The following is a 17,741-nucleotide window of genomic DNA, read 5'->3' on the forward strand; positions in this document are numbered from 1 at the left end:
GCGGCAACGGGCGGAATGTTGCGTCTGGCCCAACTCCGCCTACTTGCTGTCCCACGCCTCCGCGAGCGGCACCATGTGGTCGATGTCGAGGCTGCTCGCGTCGGTCTGGTCGACGTCGTCGTAGTAGGAGTGCCACTCCCCGCCGGTGAGCGCACACCGTCCCCCGACCGCGGGCGCCACGGTCGCCTCCTCGATCAGGACTTCGTTGCGGGTGTGGCAGCCGTCGCGGTCGGCGTCGACCCAGTGCCGGAACGCGTCGCGCGTGTACCCCGCGCGGTCCTCGTCGGCGACGAACAGCGCCGCGATCGCCTCGCGCAGCGTGGTGGCATCGGCCGTGTCCGGCGGCCGCGACGCTTCGGCAGCCCGCCGCACCCCGCCCCTCGCGGCCTCCCTACGCTGTCGGCACCGAGACGGAAGATCGGAACGCCAGAGGCGGGGAAGCGGGGAGTTCATGGATCAGATCACGGTGGTCACCGGCGGCGGCCGCGGCATCGGGGCGGCCGTCGCGCTGCGGCTGGCCCGCGCGGGGCACGGCATCGCCATCGGGTACGAGCGGGCCCGGGAACGGGCCGAGGAGACCGCGGCCGCGGTGCGCGCGGAAGGGGTGCGCTGTCTGACGGTCCAGGTGGACACCAGCGTCGCGGAGCAGGTCGAGGCCCTGTTCGACACGGTGAAGGCGGAGTTGGGGACGATCACGGGGCTGGTCAACAACGCCGGGATCACCGGGCCGCTGGGCCGTTTCACCGACGCCTCGCCCGAGGTGATGCGCCGTGTCGTCGACGTCAACGTGACCGGCGCCCTGCTCTGTGCGCGTCGCGCGGCGCGTGAGATGTCCACCCGGCTGGGCGGCCGCGGCGGGGCCATCGTCAACATCTCCTCCGGCGCCGCGACCACCGGCAGCCCCGGCGAGTATGTGCACTACGCGGCCAGCAAGGCGGCGGTGGACGCGATGACGGTGGGGCTGTCGAAGGAGCTGGCGCAGGAGGGCATCCGGGTCAACTCGGTGCAGCCCGGCATGGTCGTCACCGAGATCCACGCCGCCATGGGCGACCCGGAGCGGCCCTGGCGAAACCCGGACCGGGTGCCGATGCGCCGGCCCGGCGAACCCGAGGAGATCGCCGGAGCGGTCGCCTGGCTGCTCTCCCCGGAGGCGTCGTACACCTCCGGCGCCGTGCTGCGGGTGGCCGGCGGCCTGTGACCCGTCCGAGGCCGCCGGCCGTGGACCGCGCCGCTACTCCAGCACCCCGGCCAGCTTCTCCGGGTTGCGCACGATGTAGACGCAGGCGATGGCGCCGTCCGCGACATCGAGGCTGAACGCCATGTCCGGGCGGCCGTCGACGGAGAGCACCACCGCCAACTGCCCGTTGAGCTCGGTGAGGGCGAGTTCGGCGCCCGGCATCCGCGCCGCGGCGCCGGCCAGGAAGCGGCCGACGTGGTCGGCGGTCTCCAGCACCCGCAACGGCGCCTGCGCCTTGCCGCCACCGTCGCCGATCAGGCGGACGCCGGGGGCGAGCAGCGCCAGCAGCCGGCCGAGGTCACCCCCGGCGGCCGCGTCGATGAACTGCTCGGTGAGGGCGCGCCGCTCCGCCGGATCCACGGAGTACCGCGGCCTGCGCTCGTCCACATGGCGCCGGGCCCGGGCGGCCAGTTGACGCACCGCCGGCTCGCCGCGGTCCAGGGCGGCGGCGATCTCACCGTACGGCAGGCCGAACGCCTCCCGCAGCACGAACACCGCCCGCTCCAGCGGCGAGAGCGACTCCATGACGACCAGCACGGCGAAGGAGACCGACTCGGCCAGCATCGCGCGCTCCGCGGTGTCCGGCACCGCCTCCCCGAAGCCGGTGACCAGCGGCTCGGGAAGCCAGGGCCCCACATACGCCTCGCGCCGCGACCGCGACTGCCGCAGCCGGTCGATGGCGAGTCGGGTGGTGATCCGCACGAGGTAGCCGCGCGGTTCGCGGACCTCCGCGCGGTCCGCTCCGGCCCAACGCAGCCAGGTCTCCTGGACGACGTCCTCCGCGTCGACCACGCTGCCCAGCATCCGGTACGCCACCCCGATGAGCAGGATGCGGTGTTCCTGGAAGACCGCGGTCCGCGTCGCGGTGTCGGGGTCGTCGCCCAGGTGGGCTTGGGAAGCGCTGTCGGCCGCGGTGGAGGTCACCGGCCCATCCCAGCCGACAACCCGCGCGGTGTCCAGCGCCCGCTACACCGGAACGGCCGACGACTCGGTCACCTGCTCCGAGGTCGCCTCAGCGACCCGCTCGGGGACCGGCGCGGCAGCCGACTCCGAGGTCGACGCGGCGGCCGACTCCGAGGACGGCCCGGTGGCCTGCGCGGCGGCCGGAGTCCGCAGGGCAGCCGGCAGCGGAAGGGCGTGCAGCACCTCCAGACGGGAGACCGCGCGGGTGAGCGCCACGTACAACCGGTGCAGTCCGCGGGGTTCGGCCGCGACGATCTCGGCCGGCTCCACGACGATGACATGGTCGTACTCCAGGCCCTTGGCGAGCGACGCGGGCAGCGCGGTGACGCGGCCGTCCGCATTCGAGGGGCCGGCCGGGGTCCCGGTGTCGATGCCCTCGGCCCGCAGCACCTCCCGCAGCGCTTCCAGTGCGGCGTCAGCGGCGATCACGGCGATGGAGCCCTCGCGCTCCAGGGCGGCGCGCACGGCCGCCGCGACCCCGGGGGCGAGGCCGGCGGCGGGCAGCGCCACGACACGCAGGTCACCGTCCCCGCGCATCGAGCGGGCCGGTGGGACGTCCACGTCCAGCGCGGTCAGCAGCCGGTTGGCCAGCGCGACGACGGCGGCGGGCACCCGGAATCCCGTGGTGAGCGGCGCGATGGCGGCCTCCGGCTTGCCCATGTGGGCGAGGTGGGTCGGCCAGTCGCGGGCGGCCCAAGGGGTGGTGCCCTGGGCCAGGTCGCCCAGGACGGTGAGCGAACCGAAGCCACTGCGGCGGGCGATGGCGCGGCACTGCATCGGGGAGAGGTCCTGCGCCTCGTCGACGACCACATGGCCGTACCCGTCGGGCCGCTCGATGAGCCCCGCCACCTCGTCGATCAGCACCAGGTCGGCGGGGGCCCAGTGCGCGCTCCGGTAGGAGCGGGGCGGCCTGCGCCAGCGGATCGCGGTCTGCTCCGGTTCGGTGAGCAGTCCGTCCGCGGCCCGCGCCAGGACCGTCGGATCGGTCAGCAGGGTGGCCACCAGCTCTTCCGGGCGCACGGCGGGCCACACCTCGTCCAGGAGGGCGCCGATCGCCTTGGCCCGCCCCATGCGCCGCAGCCAGGCGGCGGGCGGCGGCCCGGCGCGACGCTCGGCCTGACGCTGTATCAGGGCCACCACGCGGGAGCGCACCCGCTCGCGCCCCACGGCGTACGGCGGGGTCTGGGCGAGCACCTCGTCGACGACCTGGCGCAGCTCCTCGACGTCGAGGCGCCAACGGTAGGAGCCGTCGGGGACGGCGAGCGGCTCGCCGGGGGCGCGCACCCTGTCGTACAGCGCTCGGTGGAGGACCTCGGCCATCGCCGCGCCGTGTTTGACCCGGGCGGCGGCCGGATCGTCGGGGGCGGTGACGGCGACGCGCTCCCGCGCGATGAGGTCCTCGACGGTGCACTGCCGGACGTCGGCCTCGCCGAGAGCCGGCAGCACCTGCGCGATGTACCGCAGGAAGGCGCGGTTGGGGCCGATGACGAGCATGCCGCCGCGCTGGATGCGCTGGGGGTGGGTGTAGAGCAGATACGCGGCGCGGTGCAGGCCGACGGCGGTCTTGCCGGTGCCGGGGGCGCCCTGGACGCAGACGGAGGCGGCCAGTTCACGCCGCACGAGGTCGTCCTGTTCGGGCTGGATGGTCGCGACGATGTCACGCATCGGTCCGACGCGCGGGCGCTCGATCTCGGCGGCGACGATGCGGCTGGCGTCGGTGGGCCCGGGCCGCGCGCCCTCCGGCTCCGCCACGGGCGGCCGGTCGCCGAGGTGCTCGTCCTCCAGGCTGGTCAGGTCCGCGGCCTCGCCCCGGCCGAGCGGGGCCCAGCCGAAGCGGCGGCGCACCGCGACGCCGTGCGGCTCCCGGGGCCCCGCCTGGTAGAAGGTGCGGGAGACCGGCGCGCGCCAGTCCACGACCAGCGGCGGGGCGGCCGGGTGGGGCGCGATGCGGCGCCGGCCGATGTAGTAGCGCTGGCCCTGGTGGTCGCCCGCGGCGGGCTCGTCGACGAAGTCGAGGCGACCGAAGAAGGGCGGGCTGTCCGGCTCCTCGGCCAGCTCCTTGGCGTGGCTGCGCAGATAGCGGCCGAGGGCCTCCGCGCTGGCTCCGCTGCCGGCGACGTCCTCACCGGAGACGACCCGCTCACCGGCGGCCTCGACCATACGGGTCATGGCCGCCCGGCAGGTGTCGACGTAGGTCCGCTCCGCGCCCAGCGCGTCGTCGAGTGCGTCCGAGGTCATGCCTCTTCTCCTTGTCGGCTTGCGGGTCTCGGTTCAGCGGAGGTCGGCGAGGCCGTCGCCGAGCAGCCCGAAGGCGTGTTCCGCGGCGGCCACCGCGGCCGGGTGCGCCTGAGCCGCCGTCATGCCGCCGTCGGCGACGCACCGCCAGTTGTCGAGGGCGAGGATCCGCTGGGTGGTGACGATCTGCCCGGCGGCCAGCCGCGCGGTGAGCTCGGCGTGCGCGCCGCCGGGCAGCACCTCGCGCAGCGCGCCGGCCAGCGCCTCCTCCGAACGGGTCGTGTACGCGTGGAGGCGGGCGACCAGGCTGGGCGTGGAGTACAGCAGCTGATGGAACGCCAGCACCTGGGGGTGGTCGCAGAGGCCGGTGACGGGGTCGCGCGCGTCGAGGGCCGCGAGGAAGTGCCGGCGCAGCGCGGTCAGCGGCGCCTCTCCGGCCGGGCGCCCCCGCACCACCCGGGCGGCCTCGTCCTCGTGATCGGCGAAGCGGTGCAGCACCAGGTCCTCTTTGCTGGGGAAGTACCGGAAGAGCGTGGGCTTGGAGACCTCGGCGGCCGCCGCCACCTCGGCGACGGACACATGGTCGTAGCCCGCGTCGAGGAAGAGGGTGATCGCGGTGTCGGAGATCGTCTCGATCGTCCGCCGGCGCTTGCGCTCGCGCAGACCGGGCTGAGGCTTCGTCATGCGACAACGGTACGCCCATGCCCGTTACCCGGTCAATGTTTTTACCCAGTTACAAAATTCGACGCGTGCGGGCGTTCATCGAATGTTCGACCGCGGGGCATCTCGTACCGATAGCAACGTGCCCACGAACGACGGAAGGATCTTCATGGCTATCGGACCGGAATCCGGGAGAACGGTCGACCGGCGGGCGGTGCTGCGGGGCTCCGCCGCCGCGTCCGCGGCGATGGCGCTGCCGACGGCGGCGCTGACGGGCCTCGGCGCCGCCCCCGCGCAGGCGCTGTCCGGGCGGCCGCGTGCCGGCTGGGGTGTCCAGGTGGGCGACGTCACCACCTCCTCGGGCCTGGTGTGGGTGCGCTCCGACCGCCCGGCCCGCATGGTCGTGGAGACCTCCACGACCGGGTCCTTCGCCCGCCCGCGGCGCTGGCGCGGCCCGCTGCTGGGCCCCGGCACGGACTTCACCGGCACCACGGCGCTGCGCGGGCTGGCGCCGGGCGCCCAGGTCCACTACCGGGTGCTGCTATCCGATCCGGACGATCCACGACGCACCGGCGAGCCGGTGTACGGCACCTTCCGCACCGCGCCCGCGGGGCGCCGGCGCGGGGTGCGCTTCGTGTGGTCGGGAGACCTGGCGGGACAGGGCTGGGGCATCAACCCGGACCTGGGCGGCTACCGCGTCTTCGAGGAGATGCGCCGACTGGACCCCGACTTCTTCCTGTGCAGCGGCGACAACGTCTACGCGGACGGGCCGATCGCGGCGACCGTCGCACTGCCGGACGGCACCACCTGGCGCAACATCACCACCGAGGAGAAGTCCAAGGTCGCCGAGACCCTGGACGAGTACCGCGGCAACTTCCGCTACAACCTGTTGGACGCCAACCTCCGCGCCTTCAACGCCCAGGTGCCCTCGATCGTGCAGTGGGACGACCACGAGGTCGTCAACAACTGGTATCCGGGCGAGATCCTCACCGATCCGCGCTACACCGAGAAGCGGGTGGACGTGCTGGCCGCGCGGGCCCGCCGGGCCTTCAGCGAGTACTTCCCCGTCCCCACGCTCCGCTCGGACCGCCATGGCCGGATGTACCGGGTGGTGCGGCACGGCCCGCTGCTGGACGTGTTCGTCCTGGACATGCGCACCCACCGCAACGCCAACTCGCCGGGCCGACAGCCCGAGGACGCCCAGGGCGTCCTGGGCGCCGAGCAGTCGGCCTGGCTCAAGCGGGAGCTGTCGCGCTCCCGCGCGGTGTGGAAGGTGATCGCCTCCGACATGCCGCTGGGCCTGGTGGTGACGGACGGCCCGACGGACGTCGAGGCGGTCGCGCAGGGCGACCCGGGCGCCCCGCTCGGCCGGGAGCTCCAGATCGCCGAGGTGCTGCGGCACATCAAGCACCGGCGGATCACCGGCACGGTATGGCTCACCGCCGACGTCCACTACACCTCCGCCCAGCACTACGACCCCGCGCGGGCGGCGTTCCAGGACTTCGCGCCCTTCTGGGAGTTCGTCACCGGGCCGCTGAACGCCGGCTCGTTCCCCGCGGTGAAGCTGGACGGGACCTTCGGCCCCGAGCAGCCCTTCGTCAAGGCGCCGGACCGGGCCAACGTCTCCCCCGCCGAGGGCTTCCAGTTCTACGGCGAGGTGGAGATCGACGGCGACAGCGGCGAGCTGACGGTCCGCCTGCGCGAGGTGGGCGGCGGGGTACTCTTCCGCAAGGTGCTCCAGCCCGGCCGGGTCGGCCAGTAGGGCGAGCCCCCGCGCGAGCGTGGCGAAGAGCGATGTGGTTGACGAGCGTACGAAACCGGGCGTTAGGGGCGTAGGAGCCTCTTTTACTCACCGGACACAGAGCGTTCGTGATCACGCAACACCGCTCGGCGAGGGTGTGGGCATGACTCATGTGACTCCCGCACACTCCCGTCGCCACCACCACTGGCGGCGCGATCTCGTCGAACTCGCCGCCCTCTTCACGGCGGTGGCGGTCGCTGACACGATCGCCAACACCATCGCACACGGCCCCGACGGTCGGGCGCTGCTCCTGGCGTCCGCCGTGACCCTGCTGGCCACCGCCGGGTTCCACACCTGGTGGGCCCGGCGGCACAGCCATGCGCCGCCGGGCCTCCCGACATCCACGCCCGATACCGCCGCCGGGGCCCCCGCCCCGGCCCCCGCGGCGGTACCGGGCACCGAGAGCGGCACCGCGGTGTGGCGGATGCGGACGACCGTACGGGACAAGCCGGGCAGCCTCGCCACGCTGTGCGGGGCGCTCGCCCGGCACGGCATCGACATCCTGACCCTCCAGGCCCATCCGCTGGCCGACGGGGCGGTGGACGAGTTCCTGCTGCGCGCCCCCGGTGCCCTGTCGCCGGCCGAGCTGACGCGCGCCGTCACCGCCGGCGGCGGCAGCTCCACCTGGGTCGAGCGGGCCGACGCCCATGACCTGGTCGACACCCCGACCCGCGTGCTGAACCTGGCCACCCGCACCGCGCTGGACCCCGCCGAGCTCCCGCTGGCGCTGCGTCAGCTGCTCGGCCGCTGCACCATCCGCACGCTCCCCGCCGCCTCGCTGGCCGGACGGCCGCTGGCCGAACCGCTGCCGGTCGAAGCCGTGCTGGAGGAGACCGTGATGCGGCTGCGCGACCCCGCGGGCGGGGCGCTCACCATCGAGCGACCGTACCTGCCCTTCACCCCGACGGAGTTCGCCCGCGCCCGCGCGCTGGTCGAGCTGGACACACGGCTCGGCCCCCGCGTGCCGCCCCGGCGTGATGTGTTGACGCTGCCCGAGGGGAACGAGATCACCGTGCGCCGCGCGGGCCCCGGCGACCTCGCGGCCGCCCGCGCGATGCACGAGCGTTGCTCGACCGCCACCCTGGAGCAGCGCTATCACGGCCCGGTGGGCGACGCGGAACGCTATCTGAACCATCTGCTGAGCCCGCGCCACGGCCGCACCCTGGCCGCCTACACCGCCTCCGGGCGGCTGACCGCCCTCGGCCATCTGCTCTGGGACGGGGACGAGACCGAGGTCGCGCTGCTGGTCGAGGACGCGTGGCAGCGCCGCGGCATCGGCTCCGAGCTGCTGCGGCGGCTGGTGGCCATGGCCGCGGAGACCGAGTGCGCGAGCGTCTACGCGGTCACCCGTTCGGCCAACACCGGCATGGTGGCGACCATGCGCGGCCTGGGGCTTCCCCTGGACTACCAGATCGAGGAGGGCACCCTCGTCATCACCGCCCGGATCGCCGCGACACCGGCGTCCGCGCCGGCGCCCGTCTCCCCGCCGCGCGGGCACCGGCCGTAACCGCGCCGGCCGAACACCGCCCCGACCGGGGCCGGGAACTCCGACGCCCATCGGCCACGCGTATCCCGGCGGTGATGACGCGACGGCCCCGGCCGTACGAGGATGACCACATGTCCGATATCAAGAACGCTCCGCTGCCCCGTCAGGTCGCCGACGCCTATGTCGACGCCCTCGTCGAACTCGACCCGATCACCGGCACCTACCTCGGGGTGCCCGAGAGCTCGCGGCGGCTGCCCGACTACTCCCCCGCGGGCCAGGAGGCCCTCGCCGACCTGGCCCGCGCCACGCTGGACCGGCTGGCCGAGGCCGAGGCGCGACCGGGGGCGGACAGCGACGCCGAGCGGCGCTGCGCGCGGCTGCTGCGCGAGCGGCTCACCGCCGAACTGGCCGTCCACGAGGCGCGCGAGCCGCTCCGCGCGGTCAGCAATCTGCACTCCCCGCTGCACTCGGTGCGATCCATCTTCACGGTGACCCCGACCGACACCGAGGAGGACTGGGCGGCCATCGCGGAGCGGCTGCGCGCCGTGCCGGCCGCGCTGGCGGGCTATCGGGCCTCCCTCGCCGAGGGCCTGGAGCTGGGACTGCCGGCCGGGCCGCGACAGGTGTCCACCGTCATCGGCCAGTTGGCGGAGTGGATCGGCACCGAGCGCGGCTGGTTCGCCGACTTCGTGGCCCCCGGCCCCGAGGTGCTGCGCACCGAACTGGACGCGGCGGCGAAGGTGGCCACGGCCGCGCTGGTGGAGATCCGGGACTGGCTGCGCGACGTGTACGGGCCGGGGATCGAGGGAGCTCCGGAGGTCGTCGGCCGCGAGCGGTACGCCCGCTGGGCCCGCCTGTGGAACGGCACCGACATGGACCTGGACGAGGCGTACGCGTACGGCTGGGCCGAGTACCACCGCATCCACGCCGAGATGCGCGCCGAGGCGGAGAAGATCCTGCCCGGCGCCACGCCGTGGGAGGCGCTGCGCCACCTGGACGAGCACGGCGAGGCCATCGAGGGCGTCGAGGAGACGCGGGTGTGGCTGCAGAACCTCATGGACGAGGCCATCGAGCAACTCGACGGCACCCACTTCGAGCTCGCGGAGCGGGTGAAGCGGGTCGAGTCGATGATCGCCCCGCCTGGCTCCGCCGCGGCGCCGTACTACACCCAGCCGTCCGAGGACTTCTCGCGGCCCGGGCGGACCTGGCTGCCCACCATGGGCGAGACCCGTTTCCCCGTCTACGACCTGGTCTCCACCTGGTACCACGAGGGCGTGCCGGGCCACCACCTCCAGCTGGCGCAGTGGACCCACGTCGCCGATCAGCTCTCCCGCTACCAGGCGACCGTCGGCATGGTCAGCGCCAACGCCGAGGGCTGGGCGCTCTACGCGGAGCGGCTCATGGACGAGCTGGGCTACCTCACCAACGCCGAGCGGCGGCTGGGTTACCTCGACGCCCAGATGATGCGCGCGGTGCGCGTGATCATCGACATCGGCATGCACCTGGAGCTGGAGATCCCGGCCGACTCCCCGTACCACCCCGGTGAGCGGTGGACGCCGGAGCTGGCGCAGGAGTTCTTCGGGGCGCACAGCGGCCGCCCGGCGGACTTCGTGGAGAGCGAGCTGGTCCGCTACCTCGGCATGCCCGGGCAGGCCATCGGCTACAAGCTGGGTGAGCGCGCCTGGCTGGCGGGGCGGGAGGCGGCCCGCCAGCGACACGGCGACGCCTTCGACGCCAAGAAGTGGCACATGGCCGCCCTCTCGCAGGGCTCGCTGGGCCTGGACGACCTGGTGGCGGAGCTGTCGGCACTGTGACGGCCTGACCGCGCGGGGCGGGCCGCGGTCGGGGCCGAGGGCCAACGCCTCCGGCCCCTCCGCGCGGGGCGGACCCGAGGAAACCCGGGTCCGCCCGAGCCCCTGTCTCCGCCCCGAGCTATATGCGCCAGCCGCGGATGCGGTCGGCGCACTCGTACACGTCGACCCGGTACTCCTTGATGTCGCGCGTCAGGTCGACGATCGCACCGTACGGCGGGTCTATGCCCTCGCCCGCCGCGGCCATGTAGGCGACCACGACCATGCAGGCGTAGAGGCTGCTCCGCGCGGGCAGCGGTTGCAGCCGCACCAGGGTGTGCATCAACGCGGCGGCGCGCCAGGCGGCGTCCGGTTCGTGGTCGAACTTGGCCACGTCGAAGGCGTGCCGGGAGACGGCCGCGGCCAGCGCCGTGTAGTCGTGCACGGCGGGCTCTTCGTAGAGCTTCTGCTCCTGTACGCCCAGGAGCCAGGGGATGTCGATATGGAGGGCCATCAGGCGGCCGCGCCACGGTCCGCGGGCGGGGGCACTTCCTCGGGGAAGGCCGCGTCGAACTCCTCGATGTGCTCGTTCCAGAACTTCACCGCGTGCTGGACGAAGATGCGCCGCTGCTGTTCACGGACGGAGAGATCGTGGACGTATGCCTTGATGCTCTTGCCGTCCGCGGCCGCGGCCTCGCGGATGGCCGCGAGCTCCTCGTCGGTGAACTCGATGTTCAGTGCTGGCATACCGGCCACGGTACCGGATCGGTACCACGGCCGGGGGGTGCCGTGACGGAACCCGCCGACGGCCCGCGGGCGACCCTTCTCAGCCCAGGACGAGCTTGCGGCGGACCGCCGAGCCGGCGCGGTCCTTCACCACCTCCAGCTGGGCGGGGATACGGCGGCGGAGGTCGGCGACATGGCTGACGATGCCCACCGCGCGGTCCCGCTCGCGGAGCGAGTCGAGCACGTCGAGGACCTCGTCCAGGGTCTGCTCGTCCAGGCTGCCGAAGCCCTCGTCGATGAAGAGCGTGTCGAGGCGGGTGCCGCCGGCCTCGTCGGTGACGACGTCGGCGAGGCCGAGCGCCAGCGCGAGAGACGCGAAGAAGGTCTCGCCGCCGGAGAGGGTGGCGGTGTCCCGCTCGCGACCGGTCCAGGAGTCGATGACATGCAGGCCGAGTCCGGCTCGGCGGGTACCGGTGCGCTCGTCGGAGTGGACGAGGGTGTAGCGCCCGGAGGACATGTGCTGGAGGCGGGCGCTGGCGGCCGCGGCGACCTGCTCCAGTCGGGCGGCCAGCACATACGACTCCAGTCGCATCTTGCGCTCGTTGTCGGCCGAGGTGCCGGCGGCCAGGGCGGCCAGCCGGGCGACCCGGTCGTACTCCGCGCGGAGCGGGGCGAGCCGCCGCGCGTCGGTCGCGGCCTGCTCGGAGAGCCGGTCGAGATCGGCGCGGCGGGTGCGGGCCGCGTCGTCGGCGGCGGAGGCCGCCCGCAGCCGCAAGGTGGCGTCCTCCAGCGCTGCCTGCGCGGCGGCCAGGGCGGCCGGCGGCGCCTGGGCCGCCGCCGTGAGCTGCGGGTCGTCCAGTTCGGCGGCGACGGCAGCCGACTCGCTGTGCCACCGGTCGAGGTGGTCCTGGAGCGCGCGCTGCCGGTGGTCGGGCAGCACCGCGTCGGCCGCGCCCCGCGGGGTGTCGAAGCCGGCCCGGTAGGCGGCGTCGGCGAGCCGCGCGTCGGAGTCCTTGAGCCGCAGCGCGGCCGACTCCGTGGCGCGCGCCGCGTCCGCGGCGCCGGCGAGGAGAGCCACGCGGCGCTCCAGCTCCCGGGCGTGGTCGGCCACGCTGGCGGCGGCGCCCCGGGCCTGCGCGACCTGCTCCTCCAGATCGGCCCGCTCGCGGGCCAGCACGTCGCGCCGGGAGGCGCGGGAGGCGGCGTCGCGCTCGGCGTCCCTCAGCTGTTCGAGCCGACGGCCGTGCTCCGCCTCGGCGTGGTCGAGGGCCTCGCGAGCGGCGTGCGCGTCGGCTCCGGCCTCCCGCGCGGTGGCGAAGGCGGCGCGCAGCTCTTCGAGCGCGTGGGCGAGTTCGACGGTGGGGGTGTCGGCGGCCTCCGCGCGGGCGGCGGCCATCGCCTCGCGCAGCTCGCGCAGCCGCTCCTCGGCGGCCTTGCGGGCGGCGTCCGCGCGCTCGGAATCGGCCAGCGCGGCCTCCTCGGCGGCACGGTCGACATGGCCCTCGGCCGCGCGGGCCGGCCGGGGGTGGTCCGCGGAGCCGCAGACGGCGCAGGGCTCCCCGGGGAGCAGCCCGCCGGCGAGTTCGGCGGCGATCCCGCGCAGTCGGCGCTCCTTGAGGTCCAGCCAGCGCTCCCGCGCGGTGGCGGCTTCCCGGCGGGCGCGCAGCGAACCGTCCTCGGCCGCGTCCACCTCGGCTTCCAGCGCGTCCCGCCGCAGGGCCGCCGCCAACTGTCGCTCGGCGGGGCCCAGCTGGGCCCCGAGCCGCTCGGCCTGGACGGCGGCGGCCTGGGCGACCTCGACGCGGCGCTGGTGGGCCAGGCGGGCGGGCTCCCAGCCGGCCAGCCAGTCAGCGGCCTCCTGGGCGGCTTCCTCGTCGGCGCGGGCCTCCCGGTCCAGCTCCGCGGCCTCTACGGCGATCTCGGCGGCGCGTCGCTCCGCCCGGCGCGCGACGGCCAGCCGCCCGAGCTCCTCGCGTAGCTGCCGCTCCATGGTGGTGAGCTGCTCGGCGGGGGCGTCGGCGAGCCGCGGCGGCAGCAGGTCGCGGGCGGCGCGCTCGGCGGCGGCGGCCGCCTGGTGCTCGCGCTCGGCCCCGGCGTGCAGCTCCAGGGCCGGGGCGACGGACTCGGCCGCACGCGCCCGCTCCAGCCGGGCCCGGGCCTGGTCCACGTCGGCCCGGCGCGCGTCGAGTTCGGCGGCGCGACGGCGGGCGTCCGCGTGCCGGCGCTGGAGCCGGTCCAGCTCCCGTACGGACTCCAGTGCGGCGGCCGCCCGGTCATGGGCGGCCTCGGCGGTGCGCACCGCCGCGGCGGCGATGTCCGCGCGCTCGCGCGCGCCGCTGCGGGCGATGGCGGCCCATTCCAGGACGGCGGCGGCGAACCCGGGCTCACCGGGGGCGGGCGCGGTCCGCTCCGCACCGCTCGCGGCACGCGCCGCGCGGGCCGTCGGCCGCTCCGCGCGGGAGCGGGCGCGGGACCCGGTGCGCTGGCCGGGGACGGCCGGCGGCGCGCCGCCCGCGTCGAGGAGCGCGAGGCCGCGCAGGTCGGCGCTGTCCCCGGCGGCCTGCGCCATCCGGTGGGCGAGCGCGAGCAGCCGCTCGTCGCCGCCGACGACCCGCTGCTGCGCGGTGCGCCGGGCCTCGGCCAGGTGGTCCTCCACGGCGGCGAAGCGGCCGGTGTCGAAGAGCCGGCCCAGCAGCTTGCCGCGCGCCTCGGCGTCCGCGCGGAGAAAGCGCGCGAAGTCGCCCTGGGGCAACAGCACCACCTGGCAGAACTGCTCCCTGTTCATGCCCAGCAGCTGCTCGATCTCCAGGCCGATCTCCTGGTGGGAGCGGCTGAGCCCGACCCACTCGCCGTCCGCGGAGCGTTCCCGCAGCTCGCTGTGGGCGCGCTGGGTGGTGAAGCCGTCGGCGCCCTTGGTGGACTTCCGGGACCTCTTGGGGCGGGTCTGCTGCGGCCTGCGGGTGATCTCCAGCCGGCGGCCGCCGACGGTCAGCTCGAGGACCACCTCGGTGAGGGTGTGCGGGTCCGCGTGGTCGCTGCGCAGGGTCAGCCCGGCGCCCTGCCGGGCGCCGGGCACCCCGCCGTAGAGCCCGAAGCAGACCGCGTCCAGCACGGAGGTCTTGCCCGCCCCTGTGGGGCCGTGCAGCAGGAAGAGCCCGGCGGCGGCGAGCTCGTCGAAGTCGACCTCCTGGGTGCCGCCGAACGGACCGAAGGCGGTGACGGACATCCGGTGCAGCCTCATCGGGTGCCCTCCCGCAGCGTCTCCGCGGTGCGCACCGCGTCCAGGGCGACGGTCAACACGGCGCGCTCGGCGGCGTCCGGGCCCTGGCCGCCGCGCACGTGCGCCACGAAGTCCTCGGCGATCTGCTGGTCGGTGCGGCCGCGCAGCCGCCGCGCGTAGGAGCCGACGGTCTCCTCGGGCGGCCGCTCCGGGTCGAAGGCGATGCTCACCGCGTGCGGGAAGCGGGCGGCGAGCCGGGCCATCGGCTCGTGCGGCCGGACCGGGTCGGTGAGGGTGGCCTCCACCCACGCCTCGCGGTGCTCCTCCAGCTCCGGGTCGACGAGCAGCTCCTCCAGCCTCCCGCGCAGCCGGGCGAGCGGCCGGGGCACCGGACAGTCGACGCGCTCCGCGGCGACCGCCCCGTCGGCCGCCAGGTCGACCAGCCACATGGTCTTGCGGTGCGTCGCCTCGGAGAAGGAGTAGGCGAGCGGGGAGCCGGAGTAGCGCACCCGCTCGGTGAGCGCCTGGCAGCCGTGCAGATGGCCGAGGGCGACGTAGTCGACGCCGTCGAAGACCTCCGCCGGGACGGAGGCCACACCGCCGACGGTGATGTCCCGCTCGCTGTCGCTGGGGGCGCCGCCGACGACGAAGGCGTGCGCCAGCACGACGGACCGGGTGCCGGCCGGCCGCTCGGCGAGGTCGGCGCGCACCCGTTCCATGGCGGCGCCCAGCACCGCCGCGTGGCTGCTCCGCGCGGCGCCCATTTTCTGCCGCACCAGCGCCGGCTCCAGGTAGGGCAGCCCGTAGAAGGCGACCTCTCCGTGCGCGTCGCGCAGCAGCACCGGCGTACCGCACTCCAGGGGGTCGGTGCGCAGATGGATGCCGGCCCGCTCGATCAGCCTGGAGCCGACGCCCAGGCGGCGGGCCGAGTCGTGGTTGCCGGAGATCAACACCGTGGGCACGCCCAGGCGCGCCAGCCGGTGCAGCGCGTCGTCGAAGAGCTCCACCGCCGCGAGCGGCGGCACCGCGCGGTCGTACACGTCGCCTGCGACGACCACCGCGTCCACGCTTCGCTCACGCACCGTGGCCACGAGGTGGTCGACGAACTCCCGCTGCGCCTCCAGCAGGCTGATCCGGTGGAACGACCTTCCCAGGTGCCAGTCGGAGGTATGCAGAATCCTCACAGCACCACTCCGACCTGCATCTTCATTCGCTCCTCCGGCTCCCCGACCCACACGGAGCCAACATGGGCGCCGCTGTCGGCACCGCACCACGTTAGCGTCGACCGGCACCGTGTCCCTCACCGACCTCGGTTTGGTCACGGCGGTCGCCGCGTCGGGTCGACGCACAACTCGGGTGGCTCACTGAGGACTTCCACCGCGCCACGCTGCCGGCCGGAGGCTGTCGCCGAACGACGCGACCGTCAGCCCGCACCGGCCGGGGGCGGGAGACAGCGCCGCTCAGGGGAGCGAGGAGGCGTGGACGCGCCGTGGGCGTCCACGGCGGTCGTGGCAGGCACGCGAGTGCTCCTGTCGGCCCCCGCCGGCGCCCGCTCGGCTGGTCATCGACGGTCGGTCGCCGAACCCTCTCGCGCAGGGGCGCCGAGGATCCGGGCGATGAAGCTCGCCAGCCGCTCCCGTAGCTCCTCGCGGGGAACCCGCTTCTCGCCGGCCAGGTGTTCGACGAGATCGGCTCGGGTGGCGGCGAGCAGGGCGTGGGCGGTGAAGTCGCTGTCGGGCAGCCCGGGAATGCGTTCCAGCATGCCCCGGAGCAGGGCGTGCCAGCGCTCGTAGTGTTCCGTGCGGTAGGGGCTGTCGCTGCCCGCCTGCTCCAGCGCCAGCGCGAGGTGGCGGTTGTCGAGCTTGAAGCAGAGGACGGCGTCGAGCAGGGCCGGTACGCGCTGAAGCGGCGGGGTCGCGGGTCCCAGCGGGGGCGGTCCCGCCTCGACGGCGTCCCTGACGGGTGCGAGTCGCGCCTCGTACAGCGCGTGGATCAACCCGGTGCGATCGCCGAAGGCACGGAAGAGCGTGCCCTTGCCGACGCCGGCCGCCGTCGCGACGTCGGCCATGGTGACGTCCTGGGGGCTCTGACACTCGGCGAAGAGCGTGTCGGCGGCCGCGAGGACGGCCACCCGGTTGCGCGTCGCGTCCTTGCGCGGCTTGCGCTCGCTCATTCTGCTGCCTCCCGTTCATCTGCTTCCCCGTTGCGATCCGGACCCGTGGTCCGTATCGTATCGCCTCTCAAAGCGGACCGTGGGTCCGCATCATGGACGGAACGGAGACACTCATGCCCGCACACGCCTCGCCGGCAGATCTGTACCGGCACAGCCTGCGCCTGTTGCTGGACAAGGACATCCCCGCCTGGGTCGGCCTGTGGGCCGAGCACGGTGTCATGGAGTTCCCCTTCGCTCCCCCGGGCTGGCCCGAGCGGCTGGAGGGCCGGGCGGCCATCGCCGACTACATGCGCCCCTACCCCGACCACATCGACCTGCGCGACTTCCCCGAGCTGCGGATTCACCAGACCACCGACCCGGGGACCATCGTGGCCGAGATGCGCGGCGTGGGCCGCATGGTGGAGACCGGTGAGCCCTTCGACATGACCTACATCGCCGTCGTGTCCGCCCGGGACGGACGCCTCATCTCCTACCGCGACTACTGGAACCCCCTCGCCGTCCCCGCGCCCGCCGCGGACTTCGCCAGGAACGACGCCCGATGACCACCTCCACCGGCACCACCCTCGTCATCGGCGCCACCGGCACCACCGGCAGCCGGACCACCGCGCGGCTCGTCGCCGCCGGCCATCGCGTCAGGGCCGCCAGCCGCCGTGCCACACCGCTCCCGGGCGCCGCGCCGGTCCGCTTCGACTGGTACGACCCCGCCACCTTCGGCGACGCCCTCACCGGAGCCGACCGCGTCTCTCTCGTCCCGCCGCTGGGCGATCCGGACCCGGCCGCCGTCATGCTGCCCTTCCTCCGGCGGGCCCGCGCCGCGGGTGTGCACCGCGCGGTACTGCTGAGCTCCTCGGCCATCCCCTCGGGCGGCCCAGCCGTGGGGGCGGTACACCAGGCCCTGCCCGACCTGTTCGACCAGTGGGCCGTCCTGCGGCCCTCCTGGTTCATGCAGAACTTCACCGGCACGCACGCCCACGCCCTCAGCATCCGCGACGAGGGCGTCATCCTGACCGCGACCGGGAGCGGCCGGGTCGGGTTCATCGACGCCGACGACATCGCCGCCGTGGCCGTCCACGCCCTGACCGACGACCTCGCGCCCAACACCGACCTGGTCCTGACAGGACCCGAAGCGCTCCGCCACGACGACATCGCCGCGATCGTCACGGAGGTCACCGGCCGCCCCGTGGTCCACCGCGACCTGACCTACGAGGCCCTGCGCGACCGCCTGGTCGCGGCGATACCGCTGGAGTTCGCCACGATGCTGGCCGACATGGACCGCGCCATCGCCGAAGGGGCCGAGGACCGCACCACCGACACCGTCCGACGCCTCACCGGTCGCCCGCCGAACGGCTTCCGGGCGGTCGTCGAACGGGAGCTGGCGTCCGGCGCGTGACGCGCGGAACCCCACGCGAGTCCGGACCACGAGGACGACCCGCTCGTCGGGTCCGCGGGA

General features: G+C 74.7%; 14 protein-coding genes and 1 pseudogene. 6 read left to right on the top strand and 9 right to left on the bottom strand.

What is annotated here, in order from left to right:
- Positions 1-45 precede the first annotated feature (45 nt).
- A pseudogene (locus CD790_RS25195) lies at positions 46-372 on the bottom strand (HNH endonuclease); the annotation flags it as partial.
- 79 nt (positions 373-451) lie between these two features.
- On the opposite strand from CD790_RS25195, the gene CD790_RS25200 reads away from it, so the two are divergent.
- Positions 452-1,198 (top strand): SDR family oxidoreductase, encoded by a 747-nt coding sequence (locus tag CD790_RS25200; protein WP_144385634.1) that lies wholly within the window; start codon positions 452-454, stop codon positions 1,196-1,198.
- Positions 1,199-1,231: 33 nt separating this feature from the next.
- Here the strand turns inward: CD790_RS25200 and CD790_RS25205 are convergent, their stop codons facing one another.
- From CD790_RS25205 to CD790_RS25215, 3 genes are read right to left on the bottom strand one after another with little or no spacing between them, the layout of a single operon-like run.
- The gene (locus CD790_RS25205) at positions 1,232-2,161 is read right to left on the bottom strand and encodes an RNA polymerase sigma-70 factor (RefSeq protein WP_399218197.1); all 930 of its coding nucleotides are present in this window, start codon (positions 2,159-2,161) and stop codon (positions 1,232-1,234) included.
- A gap of 42 nt (positions 2,162-2,203) precedes the next feature.
- Positions 2,204-4,438 carry an AAA family ATPase gene (locus CD790_RS25210; RefSeq protein WP_144385635.1) on the bottom strand — a complete coding sequence of 745 codons (2,235 nt, stop codon included), beginning with the start codon at positions 4,436-4,438 and terminating at the stop codon, positions 2,204-2,206.
- Between the two features lie 33 nt (positions 4,439-4,471).
- Entirely contained in the window at positions 4,472-5,119 is a 648-nt protein-coding gene (locus CD790_RS25215) for a TetR/AcrR family transcriptional regulator (protein WP_144385636.1), read from the bottom strand.
- A 145-nt stretch (positions 5,120-5,264) separates the two neighbouring features.
- Between CD790_RS25215 and CD790_RS25220 the strand changes: the two genes are divergently transcribed.
- From CD790_RS25220 to CD790_RS25230, 3 genes are all read left to right on the top strand, one after another.
- Entirely contained in the window at positions 5,265-6,857 is a 1,593-nt protein-coding gene (locus CD790_RS25220; RefSeq protein WP_144385637.1) for an alkaline phosphatase, read from the top strand.
- A gap of 142 nt (positions 6,858-6,999) precedes the next feature.
- Positions 7,000-8,403 (top strand): GNAT family N-acetyltransferase, encoded by a 1,404-nt coding sequence (locus CD790_RS25225; RefSeq protein ID WP_144385638.1) that lies wholly within the window; start codon positions 7,000-7,002, stop codon positions 8,401-8,403.
- A gap of 110 nt (positions 8,404-8,513) precedes the next feature.
- Entirely contained in the window at positions 8,514-10,196 is a 1,683-nt protein-coding gene (locus CD790_RS25230) for a DUF885 domain-containing protein (protein WP_144385639.1), read from the top strand.
- A gap of 118 nt (positions 10,197-10,314) precedes the next feature.
- On the opposite strand, the gene CD790_RS25235 is transcribed toward CD790_RS25230, so the two are convergent.
- The 5 genes from CD790_RS25235 to CD790_RS25255 all read right to left on the bottom strand — a co-directional run bounded on the left by CD790_RS25235 (position 10,315) and on the right by CD790_RS25255 (position 16,291).
- Complete coding sequence (locus CD790_RS25235) at positions 10,315-10,686, bottom strand: toxin Doc (RefSeq protein ID WP_144385640.1); 372 nt, start codon at positions 10,684-10,686, stop codon at positions 10,315-10,317.
- Positions 10,686-10,919 (bottom strand): hypothetical protein, encoded by a 234-nt coding sequence (locus CD790_RS25240; RefSeq protein WP_186319224.1) that lies wholly within the window; start codon positions 10,917-10,919, stop codon positions 10,686-10,688. The genes CD790_RS25235 and CD790_RS25240 overlap by 1 nt, the downstream gene beginning before the upstream one ends.
- A gap of 79 nt (positions 10,920-10,998) precedes the next feature.
- Positions 10,999-14,139 (bottom strand): AAA family ATPase, encoded by a 3,141-nt coding sequence (locus CD790_RS25245; RefSeq protein WP_144385641.1) that lies wholly within the window; start codon positions 14,137-14,139, stop codon positions 10,999-11,001.
- A complete protein-coding gene (locus CD790_RS25250) occupies positions 14,136-15,302 on the bottom strand; it encodes an exonuclease SbcCD subunit D (RefSeq protein ID WP_144385642.1) in 1,167 nt (388 codons plus the stop codon). Before CD790_RS25250 ends, CD790_RS25245 begins: the two co-directional genes overlap by 4 nt.
- A 377-nt stretch (positions 15,303-15,679) precedes the next feature.
- Positions 15,680-16,291 (bottom strand): TetR/AcrR family transcriptional regulator, encoded by a 612-nt coding sequence (locus tag CD790_RS25255; RefSeq protein ID WP_144385643.1) that lies wholly within the window; start codon positions 16,289-16,291, stop codon positions 15,680-15,682.
- A 113-nt stretch (positions 16,292-16,404) separates the two neighbouring features.
- Here CD790_RS25255 and CD790_RS25260 point away from each other — a divergent pair, with 113 nt between their 5' ends.
- Both CD790_RS25260 and CD790_RS25265 read left to right on the top strand, forming a co-directional pair.
- Complete coding sequence (locus CD790_RS25260) at positions 16,405-16,833, top strand: nuclear transport factor 2 family protein (protein ID WP_144385644.1); 429 nt, start codon at positions 16,405-16,407, stop codon at positions 16,831-16,833.
- Positions 16,830-17,681 (top strand): NAD(P)H-binding protein, encoded by an 852-nt coding sequence (locus CD790_RS25265; protein WP_144385645.1) that lies wholly within the window; start codon positions 16,830-16,832, stop codon positions 17,679-17,681. The genes CD790_RS25260 and CD790_RS25265 overlap by 4 nt, the downstream gene beginning before the upstream one ends.
- The last annotated feature ends 60 nt before the right edge of the window (positions 17,682-17,741 follow it).

This window comes from Streptomyces sp. SAJ15 (assembly GCF_007595705.1).
In the GTDB taxonomy this organism is placed as follows: domain Bacteria; phylum Actinomycetota; class Actinomycetes; order Streptomycetales; family Streptomycetaceae; genus Streptomyces.